Raw genomic sequence first — 15,873 nt, 5'->3', positions numbered from 1 at the left:
GGGTGAGGTCATCCCTTCACGGCGCCCGCGGTCAGGCCCGCGGCCATCTTGCGCTGGACGAGGAGGAAGAGGGCGACGATCGGCACGGCCATCATCGTGGCTCCGGCCATCATCGGGGCGTATTCGGTGCCGTGCTTGGTGGTGAAGTTGCCGAGCCAGACGGTCGCGGTCTGGTTCTTCTGGCTGAGGAGCATCAGGGCGTAGAGGTACTCGTTCCAGGCCTGGATGAAACCGTAGACCGAGGTGGCGACCATGCCGGGGGCCAGGAGCGGGAAGACGACCCGGAGGAAGGCGCCGGTGCGCGAGCAGCCGTCGACCATGGCCGCCTCCTCCAGTTCCTTCGGGATGTTGACGATGAAGCCCCTCAGCGTCCAGACCGTGAACGGCAGGATGAAGGTCAGGTACGTGATGATGAGGCCGGTCAGCCGGTCGTACTGGCCGAGGTCGTTGAGCAGCAGGAACACCGGGATGATCATGGCGACCAGCGGGACCATCTGGACCGCGAGGATGCCCACGATCACGATCTTGCGGCCGCGGAAGGCGAACCGGGAGATGGCGAGCGCGGCCAGCAGCCCGACCACCATGCCGATGACGACCACCGCCAGCGACACCACCATGCTGCGGCCGACCGGGCCCCAGAAGTCGGCGATGTCCAGCGCCCGGGTGAAGTTGTCGAGGGTGATGCCGGTCGGCAGGAGGCTCGGGTCCGAGTCGATGGCGTCCTTGGCGGGCTTGAACGCGGTGTTGAGCATCCAGTAGAGCGGGAAGCCGGCGGTGACGAAGACGAGGAGGCCGAGGAGGTTCCAGCCCAGCCGCGACGTGTGGCGGCCGGCTGACGGCCGGCGGCCCGCTCCGGTGAGCGTGCTGAGCGTGCTCATTCGACCTCTCCGATCTTCAGCATCTGCCGCATGTAGACGGCGACCACGCCGAGCAGCAGCAGGACGGTGATCAACGCGATGGCCGAGCCCTGGGCGTAGTCGTTGACGACGAAGGCCCGGTCGTAGGAGTAGGTGTTGAGGACCTGGAACTCCGGCTCGGGGTGACCGTTCCGCATGACGAACACCTGAGGGAAGACGCCCATGTCCCAGATGACCGACAGGGTCGTGAGCATCACGATGATCGGCTTGAGGACGGGCAGGGTGACATAGCGGAAGACGCCCCAGGAGCCGGCGCCGTCCAGGCGGGCGGCTTCCTCCAGCTCCTTCGGGACCTGGGTGAGACCCGCGCTGAGCGTGATGACCACGAACGGCACCGCTCCCCAGATCACCAGCAGCATGATCACGGCCAGGCCCTCGGGTCCGCTGGCGAACCAGTTGTGGCCGACCATGTCGACGCCGGGCAGCTTGCTCAGCAGGGCGTTGAAGACGCCGTAGTCGGAGTCGAAGAGCCACTTGAAGACCGTCGTGGCCACGATCACCGGCATGCCCCAGCTGGCCACCAGGACGATGTTGATGAGCATCTTCAGCCAGCCGGAGACCCGCTGGAGGAGCAGGGCGAGGGCCATGCCGATCACCATCGTGAAGATGACGGCGCCGGCCGCGAAGACGATCGTGCGCAGGACGACGGCCCAGAACTCGCCGTCGCCCAGCACCTTGGCGAAGTTGTCGAAGCCGACCGACTCGGCCGGCTGGAATCCCCACAGCTGGGACTGGCCGAACTTCTGGAAGGACAGGGTGACCAGGCGGGCCAGCGGATAGCCCATGACCAGGGCGAGGATCAGCAGGCAGGGCGCGAGCAGCAGCCAGGGGACCGCCGGCCCGCCCGGCGTGCGCTGCCCGCGGGGCCGCCGGTTCTCGGGGGGTGGCGGGGGTGCCTGCCGCGGTGGCGGCACTTTGGCGGGGATGTGGGTGTCTGCGGCACTCATCGCGCGCTCCTTGGCGGTCCCTCAGGTCTTGGCGACGGCGGGGCCCCACCCGGTGGGGCCCCGCCCGAAGGTCACTTGGTGTTGATGACCTTGTCGATCGCGGCGTCCGCCTCCTTGGCGGCGGCCTCGACGGACTTCTTGCCGGTGCCGATGCTCTGCAGCATGGTCTGCAGGATCTGCGCCTTCTCGACCTGGCCCCAGCCGGGGGCCATCGGGACGAACCAGTTGGACTCGGCCGCGGTGGCGGGGACGGCCGTCTTCGGGTCGTTCTTGAGGGTGGCGAGGTCCGTCTTGTTGTTGGGCAGGTTGCCCTTGGCCATCAGGCCCTTCTGCCCCGAGGAGCCGGCGAACGCGTTGATCCACTCAGCTGCCAGGGCCTGCGCATCGGACTTCACCGGCACGGCGAGGTCGGAGCCGCCCAGGAAGACGGGCATGTTCTTGCCGGACGGGCCGGGCATCACGAAGTTCTCGAGGTTGCCCTTGAGCTTGCCGGTCTTGTCGTTCTTCGGATCCTCGGCGGTGGCGCCCTCCCAGGCGGCGGCGAAGATCATGGAGGACTTGCCCTGGCCGTAGACGATGTAGCGGTCGGACTCGTCCTTGGTCTTGTCGCCGTGCATGTACGTGTCGACGACGTTCTTGAACTCCTTCAGGCCCTTGAGGGACTCGGGCGAGGAGAGGGATGCCTTCCACTGGCCGCCCGACTCGGTGGCGATGGCGCCGCCGGCGTCGTAGACGAAGGACATGGCCGCGTACCAGTCGCGGGTCGGCTGGTACCAGGCGCTGAACTTGTCGCCCTGCTTCTTCTGGATCTTGTCCAGGGCGGTGGTCAGCTCCTTGTACGTCTTCGGAGCGGACTTCACCCCGACCGACGCCGCCACGTCCTTGCGCCAGTTGGCGACGCGGCCGCCGGCGTAGTACGGGACACCGTAGGTCTTGCCGTCGTAGGTCACCGAGGCCCTGAGGCCGTCCAGCCAGGCATCCGAGTTGTCGAATTTCGCCTGGTCGAGGGGGGCGAAAGCACCCTTGACCATGTAGCCGAGCATCTCGGTGTTGCCCATCTCGACCACGTCGGGGACCTTGTCCGTGGCGAGGACGGCGTCGAGCTTGGCGTTCTTGTCGGGCCAGCCGTAGTACTCGTGGTTGATCTTGAGGCCGGGGTGCTTCTTCTGCACCGCGGCGTCGGCCGCCTTCACCAGCTCGGGCCAGTTGTTCTGGGCGTCGACGGTGAGCCAGACGGTCAGCTCCTTGGCGTCCGCGCCCTTGTCGGAACCCCCGTCGCCCTCGCCCCCGCACGCCGCGATGGAGACCATCATGCCCGCGATACCGATCGCGGATATCAGCTTGCGCTTCACGCCACCCTCCTCAGGGATCCCACAACCCCCCTGGCTCCCCGCAGTGAACGTGGGGCCGGGCCTGGACCAATGGTGTAGACCAGTACGGGGAGCTTGGACCAGACCACGAAACCTGTCAAGGCTCCCGATACAGCCCTGACCAGCCGTTATGCGACCTACATATGCAGGAACCTTTAAGTAAGAAGCCAGCGAAAACCCCGGCGGGCACGGCATACTGCGGGTAGACCACAGGGAATGGTGGACTAGACCAAAAGAGGCGCCGACGGTATACAAGTGGGATCGTGTCGGCAGACCCAGCCGGGAAGGCGGAGCATGAGCACCGACGTCAGCAGTGCGGAGAACGAGAACGGGGTGCCCGTCCGTACCGCACGCGTGCCCAAGTACTACCGCCTGAAGAAGCACCTGCTCGACATGACGGAGACCCAGGCGCCGGGCACGCCGGTCCCGCCCGAGCGCACGCTGGCGGCCGAGTTCGACACCTCGCGCACGACCGTGCGCCAGGCGCTGCAGGAGCTGGTCGTCGAGGGCCGGCTGGAACGCATCCAGGGCAAGGGCACCTTCGTCGCCAAGCCGAAGGTCTCGCAGGCACTGCAACTGACCTCGTACACCGAGGACATGCGCGCCCAGGGACTCGAACCCACCTCGCAACTGCTGGACATCGGCTACGTCACGGCCGACGACCGCCTGGCCGGGCTGCTCGACATCACGCCCGGCGGGCGCGTGCTGCGCATCGAGCGGCTGCGTATGGCCAACGGTGAGCCGATGGCCATCGAGACCACCCACCTGAGCGCGAAGCGCTTCCCCGCGCTGCGGCGCTCGCTGGTGAAGTACACGTCCCTCTACACGGCGTTGGCCGAGGTCTACGACGTCCACCTCGCGGAGGCCGAGGAGACCATCGAGACGTCCCTGGCCACCCCGCGCGAGGCCGGCCTGCTCGGCACGGACGTCGGCCTGCCGATGCTGATGCTCTCCCGTCACTCCCTGGACCGGGACGGCCAGCCGGTGGAGTGGGTGCGGTCGGTGTACCGGGGGGACCGCTACAAGTTCGTCGCCCGCCTGAAGCGCCCCGTCGACTGAGGGGCATCGGCGGAGCTTCCGGCGCTGCTGAGGCCTGGTTTCGGTTGGGTACCGCATTGCGGACGAGGGGTTCCGCTGTCGCCGCCCCCTGACCTAGATTGCCTGCGCACTACAGGTGATCACCAAGGGGACGGAGCCGCCTGATGTCGCAAGCACCGGAAGTCAGCAGAGGGCCGGTGGTGACGCCCATGCGCGTCGTCATCGCCGTCTGCCTCATAGCGCCGTTCGTGGCCATGCTGTGGGTCGGCTCGTACGCCAAGACCGACCCGGCCTTCATCGGGATCCCGTTCTTCTACTGGTACCAGATGGCGTGGGTGCTCATCTCCACCGCCCTGACCATGATCGCCTACAAGCTCTGGCAGCGTGACCAGCGCGCCCGCTCGGCCACGAAGGGCGGTGCGTCGCAGTGAAGGACGGCGTGAACGGCGTCGCGCTCGGCGTCTTCATCTTCTTCTTCCTGGCCGTCACGGTCATGGGCTTCCTGGCCGCGCGCTGGCGCAAGGCCGAGAACGAGCACAGCCTCGACGAATGGGGGCTGGGCGGCCGCTCGTTCGGCACCTGGGTCACCTGGTTCCTGCTCGGCGGCGACCTGTACACGGCGTACACCTTCGTCGCCGTGCCGGCGGCGATCTACGCGGCGGGCGCGGCCGGCTTCTTCGCGGTGCCGTACACCATCCTGGTGTACCCGCTGATCTTCACCTTCCTCCCCCGCCTGTGGTCGGTGTCCCACAAGCACGGCTACGTCACGACCTCCGACTTCGTGCGCGGCCGCTTCGGTTCGAAGGGCCTGTCGCTGGCCGTGGCCCTCACCGGCATCCTCGCGACCATGCCGTACATCGCGCTCCAACTGGTCGGCATCCAGGCCGTGCTGGACGTCATGGGCGTCGGCGGCGGCGAGAACACCAACTGGTTCATCAAGGACCTGCCGCTGCTGATCGCGTTCGGCGTGCTGGCGGCGTACACGTACTCGTCGGGTCTGCGGGCCCCCGCGCTCATCGCGTTCGTGAAGGACACGCTGATCTACATCGTCATCGCGGTGGCGATCATCTACATCCCGATCAAGCTGGGCGGCTTCGACGACATCTTCGCCAAGGCCGGTGAGGCGTACAGCCAGACCAACCCGGCGACGGGCGCGCCGCGCGGTGCGCTGACACCGGCCGAGCCGGGCCAGTGGACGTACGCCACACTGGCGTTGGGCTCCGCCCTGGCCCTCTTCATGTACCCGCACTCGATCACGGCGACGCTGTCCTCGAAGAGCCGTGAGGTGATCCGGCGCAACACCACCATCCTGCCGCTGTACTCGCTGATGCTGGGGCTGCTCGCGCTGCTCGGGTTCATGGCGATCGCGGCCGGCATCAAGGTGCAGAACGGGCAGCTGGCGATCCCACAGCTGTTCGAGACGATGTTCCCGGACTGGTTCGCGGGCGTTGCGTTCGCGGCGATCGGCATCGGCGCGCTCGTGCCGGCGGCCATCATGTCCATCGCGGCCGCGAACCTCTTCACCCGCAACATCTACAAGGACTTCATCAAGCCGGACGCGACTCCCGCGCAGGAGACCAAGGTCTCCAAGCTGGTGTCGCTGCTGGTGAAGGTCGGCGCCCTGGCCTTCGTCCTCACGATGGACAAGACGGTCGCCATCAACTTCCAGCTGCTGGGCGGCATCTGGATCCTGCAGACCTTCCCGGCCCTGGTCGGCGGCCTGTTCACGCGCTGGTTCCACCGCTGGGCCCTGCTGGCGGGCTGGGCGGTCGGCATGGTCTACGGCACGGTCGCCGCGTACGGCGTGGCCTCCCCGACCCAGAAGCACTTCGGCGGCTCCGCGAAGGAGATCCCGGGCATCGGGGAGATCGGCTACATCGGCCTCACGGCGTTCGTCCTGAACGTGGTGGTGACGGTGGTCCTCACCTTCGTCCTGAGGGCCCTGAAGGCCCCCGACGGCATCGACGAGACCAAGCCGGAGGACTACACGGCGGACGCGGGCGACCCGGGGGTCAAGGTCGAACTCCCGCCCGCGACGGCCGGTTCCGCGCACTAGCCTCAGGGGCGCGGGGAACTGCGCGATCAACCACGAACAACCCTCAGTGGGCCGCCGTGAGCACTCCTCACGGCGGCCCACTGTCGTATCCGACACAACATCTGGGGGTGCCGTCGGAACCCAACACAAGATGTATGCTCATGCTCGCTGCCGCCGCAGGGGAATCCGGTGCGAATCCGGAACTGTCCCGCAACGGTGTACTTGTGCATGTTCCGTGCACAAGCGTCAGTCCGAGGACCTGTCGGCAGCGCACCCGGCCACCCGGCCGTGGTGCCCCGACGTCCGGGCCTCGTGGAATGGGCCGGTGGACGCGACGCCGCGTGCGCTCGCGTGCTGCCGCCTGCCCTCGACGAGGCCCCGTGCCGAGCGAGGGAGAGCCCCACGTGACCATCGCGCCAGCCGAAGAGGTCTCAGCCACCGAAGAAGCGCACGACGCCCCCGGCGCCGCGCTGTTGCGGACCCTGACCGAGCTGACCGCCGACCTTCCCGACGCCGAGCCCGGCCGGGTCGCCGCCGCCGCGCTGCGCGGCCGGTCCGCCGCCGCGGACGAAGCGGAGTTGCGGGAGCTGGCGACGGAGGCCGCGGCCGGTCTGATCTCCGAGGACCCCGCCTACTCCCGGCTGGCCGCCCGGCTGCTGACCATCGGCATCCGCGAAGAGGCCGCCTCGCAGGGCGTCACGTCCTTCACCGAGTCCGTGGCGGCAGGCCACCGCGAGGGCCTCATCGCCGACCGCACCGCCGAGTTCGTCCGGCTGCACGCGGCCCGGCTCGACGCGCTCATCGACACCCGCGCCGACGACCGCTTCGGCTATTTCGGCCTGCGCACCCTGCACAGCCGCTATCTGCTGCGCCACCCGCTCACCCGCAAGGCCGTCGAGACGCCCCAGCACTTCATGCTGCGGGTCGCCGCCGGTCTCGCCGAGGACGACACCCGCCGCTCCGTCGACGAAGTCGCCGCGCTCTACCGGCTCATGAGCCGCCTCGACTACCTCCCCTCCTCCCCCACCCTCTTCAACTCGGGCACCCGGCACCCGCAGATGTCGTCCTGCTACCTCCTCGACTCCCCCAAGGACGAGCTGGACTCCATCTACGACCGGTATCACCAGGTGGCCCGGCTGTCGAAGCACGCCGGCGGCATCGGACTCGCGTACTCCCGCATCCGCGCCCGCGGTTCCCTGATCCGTGGCACCAACGGCCACTCCAACGGCATCGTCCCGTTCCTGAAGACCCTCGACGCCTCGGTCGCCGCGGTGAACCAGGGCGGCCGCCGCAAGGGCGCCGCCGCGGTCTACCTGGAGACCTGGCACTCCGACATCGAGGAGTTCCTGGAACTGCGCGACAACACCGGCGAGGACGCCCGCCGCACGCACAACCTGAACCTCGCGCACTGGGTGCCGGACGAGTTCATGCGCCGCGTGAACGCGGACGCGCAGTGGTCGCTGTTCTCCCCCGCGGACGTGCCCGAGCTGGTCGACCTGTGGGGCGAGGAGTTCGACGCCGCGTACCGGGCGGCCGAGGCGAAGGGCCTCGCGAAGAAGACGCTGCCCGCCCGTGAGCTGTACGGCCGCATGATGCGCACCCTCGCGCAGACCGGCAACGGCTGGATGACCTTCAAGGACGCCGCCAACCGCACCGCCAACCAGACGGCCGAGCCGGGCCACGTCGTCCACTCCTCCAACCTCTGCACGGAGATCCTGGAGGTCACCAGCGACGGGGAGACGGCGGTCTGCAACCTGGGCTCGGTCAACCTGGGTTCCTTCGTCGACACATCGACCGGGGACCTCGACTGGGAGCGACTGGACGAGACCGTCCGCACGGCCGTCACGTTCCTCGACCGGGTCGTGGACATCAACTTCTACCCGACCGAGCAGGCGGGCCGCTCCAATGCCCGCTGGCGCCCGGTCGGCCTCGGCGCCATGGGCCTCCAGGACGTCTTCTTCAAGCTGCGCCTGCCCTTCGACTCACCCCAGGCCAAGGCCCTGTCCACGCGGATCGCCGAGCGGATCATGCTCGCCGCGTACGAGGCCTCCGCCGACCTCGCCGAGCGCAACGGACCGCTTCCCGCCTGGGAGAAGACCCGTACGGCCCGGGGCGTGCTGCACCCCGACCACTACGACGTGGAGCTCACCTGGCCGGACCGCTGGGCGGCCCTGCGTGAGCGCGTCGCCACGACCGGTATGCGCAACTCGCTGCTCCTCGCCATCGCCCCCACGGCCACGATCGCCTCCATCGCGGGCGTGTACGAGTGCATCGAGCCGCAGGTGTCCAACCTGTTCAAGCGCGAGACGCTGTCGGGCGAGTTCCTCCAGGTCAACTCCTACCTGGTCGACGAGCTGAAGCGGCTCGGCGTGTGGGACGCCCGCACCCGGGAGGCCCTGCGCGAGGCCAGCGGCTCGGTGCAGGACTTCGCCTGGATCCCGGAGGACGTGCGCGCCCTCTACCGCACGGCGTGGGAGATCCCGCAGCGCGGCCTGATCGACATGGCGGCGGCCAGGACCCCGTTCCTGGACCAGTCCCAGTCCCTGAACCTCTTCCTGGAGACGCCGACCATCGGCAAGCTCTCCTCGATGTACGCCTACGCCTGGAAGTCCGGGCTGAAGACCACGTACTACCTGCGCTCGCGCCCGGCGACCCGCATCGCCCGCGCCGCCCGGGCCACCGTCCCCGTGCAGGCCACCCCGGACCCCGAAGCGGTCGCCTGCTCCCTGGAAAACCCCGAGTCCTGCGAGGCCTGCCAGTAATGAGCACCCAGAACCTTCTCGACCCCGGCTTCGAGCTCACCCTGCGCCCCATGCGCTACCCGGACTTCTACGAGCGCTACCGGGACGCCATCAAGAACACCTGGACCGTGGAGGAGGTCGACCTCCACTCGGACGTCGCCGACCTGGCCAAGCTGTCACCGGCGGAACAGCACCTCATCGGCCGGCTGGTCGCGTTCTTCGCGACGGGCGACTCGATCGTCGCGAACAACCTGGTGCTGACGCTGTACAAGCACATCAACTCCCCCGAGGCGCGGCTCTACCTGAGCCGCCAGCTCTTCGAGGAGGCCGTGCACGTCCAGTTCTACCTGACGCTGCTCGACACCTATCTGCCCGACCCGGAGGACCGCTCGGCGGCCTTCGCGGCCGTGGAGAACATCCCGTCCATCCGTGAGAAGGCCTCGTTCTGCTTCAAGTGGATGGACTCGGTGGAGAAGCTCGACCGGCTGGAGACCCAGGCCGACCGCCGCCGCTTCCTGCTCAACCTGATCTGCTTCGCCGCGTGCATCGAGGGCCTGTTCTTCTACGGCGCCTTCGCGTACGTGTACTGGCTCCGCAGCCGGGGCCTGCTGCACGGCCTGGCCACCGGCACCAACTGGGTGTTCCGCGACGAGACGATGCACATGTCGTTCGCCTTCGACGTGGTCGACACCGTCCGCAAGGAGGAGCCGGACCTCTTCGACGACCGGCTCCAGCAGGAGGTGACGGACATGCTCCGGGAGGCCGTCGAGGCCGAGCTGCAGTTCGCGCGGGACCTGTGCGGGGACGGCCTGCCGGGCATGAACACCGAGTCGATGCGGCAGTACCTGGAGTGCGTCGCCGACCAGCGGCTCACCCGCCTCGGCTTCGCTCCGGTCTACGGCTCCGAGAACCCGTTCTCCTTCATGGAGCTCCAGGGGGTTCAGGAGCTGACCAACTTCTTCGAGCGGCGGCCCTCCGCGTACCAGGTGGCGGTGGAGGGCACCGTCGACCTGGACGAGGACTTCTGAGCCGGTACACCTTCCCGGGCCTCCTGAGCCTCCCTGATCTGACGGTCGATGCGCCGCTCGCGCACCAGGCCGATCACGGACGGGAGGATCAGGAGGGCCAGGATCCCGAACGTGGCGGTCAGTCCGATGAGTGCTTCGATCTGGTTCGTGTTCATGGACACCACTGTCGCGCCGATGACTCCTTACCGTCAGTGGCAGGACTGCCGTAGACCCTCGAATTACTGCCAATGGCGAGGCACACTGGAGGCATGCTGCAGAACGTGGCCGTCGCCCTGCTCGACGGCGTGAACCCCTTCGAACTGGGTGTGGTGTGCGAGGTCTTCGGCACCGACCGGAGCGACGAGGGTCTGCCGGTCTACGACTTCGCCGTCGCCTCGGCCGAGGGCCCGGTTCTGAGCATGAACTCGGGCTTCTCGCTCCAGGCCGAGCACGGCCTGGAGCGGCTGGAGACGGCTGACCTGATCGCCGTGCCGGCCGGCCACTCCTACGCGTACCGGGATTTCCCCCCGGAGCTGCTGGACTCCCTGCGCCGTGCGGTCGACCGCGGTGCCCGGGTGCTGAGCGTGTGCTCCGGCGTCTTCGTGCTGGCCGCGGCCGGGCTGCTGGACGGCCGCCGCTGCGCCACGCACTGGAAGCACGCCAAGGACCTCGCCCGGCAGTACCCGCGCGTGATCGTCGAGCCGGACGTCCTCTACGTCGACGAGGACCCGGTGATCACCTCCGCCGGCACGGCCGCCGGCATCGACGCCTGCCTGCACCTGGTGCGCAAGGAGCAGGGCTCCGAGGTCGCCAACAAGATCGCCCGGCGGATGGTGGTGCCGCCGCACCGCGACGGCGGCCAGGCCCAGTACATCGAGCGCCCGCTCCCGCACCCCGAGGGCGACACGATCGGCGACGTGCTGGCGTGGATGGAGCGCCATCTCGACGAGGAAGTCACCGTCGAGCAGCTCGCCTCCCACGCCCACATGTCCCCGCGCACCTTCGCCCGCCGCTTCCAGCAGGAGACCGGGACCACTCCCTACCGCTGGATCCTGCGCCAGCGCGTGCTGCTGGCCCAGCGGCTGCTGGAGGCGACGGACGAGACGATGGACGCGATCGCCGGCCGAACGGGGTTCGGCAACGCGGCCACGCTGCGCCACCACTTCGTCCGGGCGATCGGAACCACGCCGAACTCATACCGGCGGACGTTCAGAGGCCCCGAAGCAGCCTGAAGCCCTCCTCCGTCACCTCGGCACCGGCCGCACCCGCAGGTCGTGCGGCCGAAGCGTGATGCCGACGCGGGTGGCGTCCTTGGAGCCCGGGACCTGCTCGAACCGGTACCTGGTGGCCAGGGCCGCAGTGACCAGCGTCAGCTGGGCCATCGAGAAGTGATCGCTCGGGCACTTGCGGTTGCCCACGCTGAACGGGCTCATGGCGTGTTTCGGGATCTCCTTGACCCGATCCGGAAGCCAGCGGTCGGGGTCGAACTCCAGGTTCCGCTCGTACGACTTCGGGTCGCGCTGGATCGCGTACGGGCTGTAGATGATGTCCGCCCCGGACGGAATACGGTATCCACCGAGTTCCGTGTCCCGCACCGCCCGGCGCGTGAGAATCCAGACGGCTGGGCTCAAACGCATGGACTCGACGACGACATTGTTGGTGTGCCTGAGTCCTCGGACGTCTGCGAATGCCACCGGCCTCCCACCGGTGACCGCTTGCACTTCGTCGTGTACCCGGTCGGCGTGTTCGGGGTGCTCCGCGAGCATATGCAACAGCCACATGATCGTGGAGGCGATGGTCTCGCTGCCGGGGGTCAGGATGGCGACGACCTGATCGTGGATCTCCTGTTCCCCGATCGGGTCTCCATTCTCGTCCGTCGCCTCCAGCAATGCCGTCAGCAAATCGTCCGGCTTTTGACCGGATGCCCGGCGCTCGGCGACGATCTCGTCGACGAGGAGATGCAAATCGGCCAACGCCCGGTTGAATTCCCGGTTGGCCGGGAGCGGCAGGCTGTAGAGCGGTCCGAGCGGGACCACCATCCGCCGGTACATCCCCCGGAAGACGGTGGCGAGGGCGACGCACAGCCGTTCCGCCCGCTCGTCCATGTAGTCGCCGCGCAGCAGGCAGCGGGCCGCGATGCGCACGGCCACCCGGAAGGACTCCGAGGTGCAGTCGATGGTCTCGCCGGGTTTCCAGCGCTCGGTCAGCGCGTGGGCCTCCTCCTCCATGATCGGGCCGTAGGCGGGGATGGCGTCGAGCCGGAAGGCGGGCTGGATGGTGCGCCGCTGGCGCCGGTGGCGGGGGCCGTTCGCGGTGGCCACGCCCTCCTTGCCGAGCAGGCCCTCCAGGGACTCCCACAGCGGCCCGGCGATGATGAAGTCGTTGCTCAGCGCCAGGGCGCCGGTCAGGGCCGGGGTGGTGACCGCGTACACCGTCTTCGGCCCGAGCTTCAGCCGTACGACGTCGCCGTGGTCGCGCAGCCGTGCCATGAACGCCAGCGGGTCGCGCGCGAGCCTCCAGCCGTGCCCCAGGACGGGGACCCCGCCCCCCGCCCGGGGCGGCTCCCGCAGTTCCACGGCCGGCGGGATTTCGGGCTTCACAGACTCGACGGTCATTTCTCACCTGCCGCTTCGTTGTTGACGTACGGGGGCGTGGACCGGTCGTCCCAGCTGTCGACCATGTAACGGCCGGACTCGTGGTGGAACCAGTACACGGAACTGAACCAGTTCCGCATATTGCTCAGGCAGGCCCGCACGGCGGCGCTCAGTTCCTTTCCCCGCACGGAGCCGTCGGCGAGGTCTTCGGCGAACCGCAATGCCTCCCGCTCGACCTGGATGAAGTCGGTGATGCATTCCTCGACACGGCGCCGGACTTCCGCGACCGCCCGTTCCAGGGTCATCCCCTCATGGGTGATGAGACTGATTCCGAGATTGTGCACCTCGTCGCCCGCTATCTCTTTCGGAAGCGAGCACAGATCGTTGTACCAGGCGGCGAATTCCTGACTCAGCAGCGCCGCCCGCCGATATGCCGGATGTTTCCGCACCGCGTCGGGTAGTTCACATCCGGCGGTCGGCTCCAGCAGGTCCGTCCAGATCCAGTGCGCGAAGGTGAGCCGACGCAGCCGGAGGTATTCCTCGACCGTCGGGACGATTCCCTCGGTGCGATTGTGGAACTCCTGGTCGTACGCGTCGATCACCGCGTGGAAGTGCCGGGCGAACCGGAGGTTCCACGTCTGGGGCAGGAACGCGTACAGCCGCAGCACGCTGTCCGCGAACCCGGCGACCAGTGGGTCCTCGTGGTGCAGGTGCTCCCCTGGGGAGTCGAGGGCCGAGTGCAGCCGGTCCCGGAGCAGCCGCCAGGCGACCGGACGACCGTGCACGATGTCGCGGTCGTGACGGTCGTCCCAGACGAAGAACCATGCGCTGTAGTCGGCGATCGCCTGTATGACCTCGTCGGAGGCGCCGAGGTAGTACCCGGCCATGAGGTCGGTGTAGCAAAGTCCGTCGGCATATTCCTCCACCTTGTCCGCCGGCATGAGCCGCTTTTCGAGCAGCCAGGCCCGCGTCTTCTCCTGGCACTTCGGCCAATACGGGTGGAGTTGCCGGGGAAACGCCGCCTCGATCACCGGGAGAGAGAGCGACGGTGGAACTGCGATCGTAGCCGGTGCCGTTGTGGTGCCGTGTGACAAAGCATGCACGAACTAACCCCTCTCAGCCGCCAGTTGGCGCGGGCGCCCCTCCCTTCGTGCCGGGCGTGCGCCGTTGCATACCCCGCTCATCCCATTCAGCACTACAACTGACCGTTCTGGGAACGCATTTGCTTCATTCACTACCCCGCAGTGCCGGGAATCTCCCGTTGTGTGACTGCCGACGGATCGCCAGGAGAGCAGAAGCGATCGAACGTGCGACGGACAGGCGAACGGCACAGAGGAACGGCGCCTGTTCAGGGTGGTGAACCCGAACAGACGCCGTGCGAGGGGTGCGGCTGAGGTCTCAGTCGTTGGCCACCACGGGGTAGCGGGGCTCGTTCTCGGCCATCTGCCGCAGCGCGTCCTTGCGCTCGCGCTTGGAGAGCCGGTCGATGTACAGGTACCCGTAGAGGTGGTCGGTCTCGTGCTGCAAACAGCGTGCGAAGTACCCGGTGCCGCGCACCCGGATCGGGTTGCCCTTCTCGTCCTGCCCGGTCACCTCGGCGTAGTCGGGCCGGGCGAGCGGCGCGTACGCGGTGGGCACCGACAGGCAGCCCTCGTTGCTGTCGTCCAGGCGGCGCTTCTCGGCGGGCAGTTCCACGAGCTCGGGGTTGCAGACGACGCCGGTGTGCCGGACGCCCTCGTCGTCCGGGCAGTCGTAGACGAAGACCTTCGCGTCGACACCGATCTGGTTGGCGGCCAGGCCCACGCCCTCGGCGGTGCGCTGGCTGGCGAACATGTCCGCGACGAGCTGCTGGAACTCGTCGCCGAAGTCGGTGACGTCCTTGCACTCCTTGTGCAGCACCGGGTTCCCGACCACCGTGATCGGCCGCGAGGTCCCCCGCTCCCGCCAGGCCGCCTCGCGCTCCTCGCAGCCCTCCGTGTCGATCACATACCCCTCGTCATCGACGGGGAGCACGCCCGCGTGCTGCTGATCGGTGTCCTGCTGAGCCATGACGTCCGTACGCCTTCCTGAACAAATCCAACCCGGGATGCTGATACAGGGTACGGGGAAGGCGCCCCCTCGGGGGCGCGGGGAACTGCGCGAACAACCACGACGCAGCCGCACCCGGCAACGGCGCTAACAGACCTCTTCCAGATCCCGCCAATCCCGAGAATCCGGACTGTCCGCCACCCACCCGTCCAGCAACCCCCGGACCAGCGCAGCCGGCGCAGCCAGCCCGCACTCCCGCTCCGGCACCCACAGCTGCCCATCCGTCCGGTGCCCCAGCGGCCCGGGATGCCCCGGCTCACTGTGATCGTGCGGATCGAGATGCTCCCCGTCGCCTTCATCGGACGGCATCCGCGACTCCGAGCACATCCGGCACAGCAACCGCACCGAGGAGGACCAGTCCTCCGCGGCGAACCCGGCGTCGGCCGCCAGCTGCTCCAGCGCGTCCCGGTCCGCCTCCGTCGCCGCCTCCAGCAGCACCACCCAGGTCGGCACGGGCGACGGCGCCCACAGCTCGATCTCGTCGAACACCGGGTACGTGTGCCCGGCGGCCGTCGTCCGCTCGCCGTGCGGCACCCCGTCGTGCAGCACGACCTCGCCCCAGCGCCGCCCCGACGACGGCAGCGGGATGGACAGCACCTCGATCCGCGCGGGATCCAGCCGCCGTCCCCACACGACCTCGGCCTCCCCCTCCGGGGACAGCCGTACAGCCGCGCTGCCGAGGTCCATGCCGAGAGGCTCACCGGAGTCGTTGGCCGCCCCCGGCACCCGCAGCCCGTAGGCCTGCCAGGCGCGCCGGGCCAGTGGCCAGTCCTGGAGCGCGGTCGCGGCGATGCCGACGTTCCACCAGTCGGGCGCGCCGGTGTCCCGGTCGAGCAGCGCCACGGCCCTGAGTCCGGCCGTCCGCGCCTGCTCCCAGTCGTGCCGGAACTTGTGCAGCAGCGCGAGGTTGAACCAGGACTCGGAAAGCCAGGGCTCCAGATCGGCGGCACGTGTCAGCAGGGCGCCCGCGTCCTCGTAACGGCCGTCGCCGATGAGGGTGAACGCCCGGTCTGTGGCCTGCCGCCAGGAGGCGGAGGGCCGGTGCCGTCCCTTGCCGAAGATCCTCACGATTCCCGCCTGCCAGTTCCGTGCGGTGGGCTGGCCGTAGCTGTGTTTCGAGCCCCCGGACACCTTCT

At 68.6% G+C, this 15,873-nt stretch carries 14 protein-coding genes and 1 riboswitch; of the genes, 6 read left to right on the top strand and 8 right to left on the bottom strand.

Translation table 11 applies throughout. The features are described from left to right. Window positions 1-8: 8 nt before the first annotated feature. From A4E84_RS26865 to A4E84_RS26855, 3 genes are all read right to left on the bottom strand, one after another. Entirely contained in the window at window positions 9-878 is an 870-nt protein-coding gene (locus A4E84_RS26865; RefSeq protein ID WP_062929002.1) for a carbohydrate ABC transporter permease, read from the bottom strand. Continuing rightward, window positions 875-1,864, bottom strand: coding sequence for a carbohydrate ABC transporter permease (locus A4E84_RS26860; RefSeq protein ID WP_062929001.1), 990 nt, complete (start codon window positions 1,862-1,864; stop codon window positions 875-877). The genes A4E84_RS26865 and A4E84_RS26860 overlap by 4 nt, the downstream gene beginning before the upstream one ends. A gap of 71 nt (window positions 1,865-1,935) precedes the next feature. After that, window positions 1,936-3,216, bottom strand: coding sequence for an extracellular solute-binding protein (locus tag A4E84_RS26855; protein ID WP_062929000.1), 1,281 nt, complete (start codon window positions 3,214-3,216; stop codon window positions 1,936-1,938). A gap of 312 nt (window positions 3,217-3,528) precedes the next feature. On the opposite strand from A4E84_RS26855, the gene A4E84_RS26850 reads away from it, so the two are divergent. From A4E84_RS26850 to A4E84_RS26830, 5 genes are all read left to right on the top strand, one after another. Next, the gene (locus A4E84_RS26850) at window positions 3,529-4,293 is read left to right on the top strand and encodes a GntR family transcriptional regulator (RefSeq protein ID WP_062928999.1); all 765 of its coding nucleotides are present in this window, start codon (window positions 3,529-3,531) and stop codon (window positions 4,291-4,293) included. Window positions 4,294-4,436: 143 nt separating this feature from the next. Then, window positions 4,437-4,703, top strand: coding sequence for a DUF3311 domain-containing protein (locus A4E84_RS26845; protein ID WP_079129129.1), 267 nt, complete (start codon window positions 4,437-4,439; stop codon window positions 4,701-4,703). Next, entirely contained in the window at window positions 4,700-6,328 is a 1,629-nt protein-coding gene (gene mctP, locus A4E84_RS26840; protein ID WP_062928997.1) for a monocarboxylate uptake permease MctP, read from the top strand. The genes A4E84_RS26845 and mctP overlap by 4 nt, the downstream gene beginning before the upstream one ends. A 134-nt stretch (window positions 6,329-6,462) precedes the next feature. Further along, window positions 6,463-6,588: riboswitch (cobalamin riboswitch) on the top strand. Window positions 6,589-6,711: 123 nt separating this feature from the next. Further along, window positions 6,712-9,069, top strand: a complete 2,358-nt coding sequence (locus A4E84_RS26835; protein WP_062928996.1) for a ribonucleoside-diphosphate reductase subunit alpha — start codon at window positions 6,712-6,714, stop codon at window positions 9,067-9,069. Further along, window positions 9,069-10,076 carry a ribonucleotide-diphosphate reductase subunit beta gene (locus A4E84_RS26830; RefSeq protein WP_062928995.1) on the top strand — a complete coding sequence of 336 codons (1,008 nt, stop codon included), beginning with the start codon at window positions 9,069-9,071 and terminating at the stop codon, window positions 10,074-10,076. Before A4E84_RS26835 ends, A4E84_RS26830 begins: the two co-directional genes overlap by 1 nt. Here A4E84_RS26830 and A4E84_RS43270 read toward each other — a convergent pair. Continuing rightward, window positions 9,989-10,231: a hypothetical protein gene (locus A4E84_RS43270; protein ID WP_062928994.1), complete on the bottom strand. Its 243-nt coding sequence runs from the start codon at window positions 10,229-10,231 to the stop codon at window positions 9,989-9,991. The genes A4E84_RS26830 and A4E84_RS43270 overlap by 88 nt on opposite strands. A gap of 93 nt (window positions 10,232-10,324) precedes the next feature. Between A4E84_RS43270 and A4E84_RS26820 the strand changes: the two genes are divergently transcribed. After that, window positions 10,325-11,287: a GlxA family transcriptional regulator gene (locus tag A4E84_RS26820; RefSeq protein ID WP_062928993.1), complete on the top strand. Its 963-nt coding sequence runs from the start codon at window positions 10,325-10,327 to the stop codon at window positions 11,285-11,287. 12 nt (window positions 11,288-11,299) lie between these two features. Here A4E84_RS26820 and A4E84_RS26815 read toward each other — a convergent pair whose 3' ends face one another. From A4E84_RS26815 to A4E84_RS26800, 4 genes are all read right to left on the bottom strand, one after another. Further along, window positions 11,300-12,670, bottom strand: a complete 1,371-nt coding sequence (locus tag A4E84_RS26815; RefSeq protein ID WP_062928992.1) for a bifunctional albaflavenone monooxygenase/terpene synthase — start codon at window positions 12,668-12,670, stop codon at window positions 11,300-11,302. Further along, the gene (cyc1, locus tag A4E84_RS26810; RefSeq protein ID WP_107308381.1) at window positions 12,667-13,752 is read right to left on the bottom strand and encodes an epi-isozizaene synthase; all 1,086 of its coding nucleotides are present in this window, start codon (window positions 13,750-13,752) and stop codon (window positions 12,667-12,669) included. The genes A4E84_RS26815 and cyc1 overlap by 4 nt, the downstream gene beginning before the upstream one ends. A gap of 295 nt (window positions 13,753-14,047) precedes the next feature. Beyond that, a complete protein-coding gene (gene def, locus A4E84_RS26805) occupies window positions 14,048-14,698 on the bottom strand; it encodes a peptide deformylase (RefSeq protein ID WP_062928990.1) in 651 nt (216 codons plus the stop codon). A 126-nt stretch (window positions 14,699-14,824) separates the two neighbouring features. Further along, window positions 14,825-15,805 (bottom strand): tetratricopeptide repeat protein, encoded by a 981-nt coding sequence (locus A4E84_RS26800; protein ID WP_062931631.1) that lies wholly within the window; start codon window positions 15,803-15,805, stop codon window positions 14,825-14,827. Between the last annotated feature and the right edge of the window lie 68 nt (window positions 15,806-15,873).

This window comes from Streptomyces qaidamensis, assembly GCF_001611795.1.
In the GTDB taxonomy this organism is placed as follows: Bacteria; Actinomycetota; Actinomycetes; order Streptomycetales; family Streptomycetaceae; genus Streptomyces; species Streptomyces qaidamensis.
Note: the sequence above shows the minus strand (reverse complement) of the source record. Positions and strands in the feature narration are given on the sequence as shown.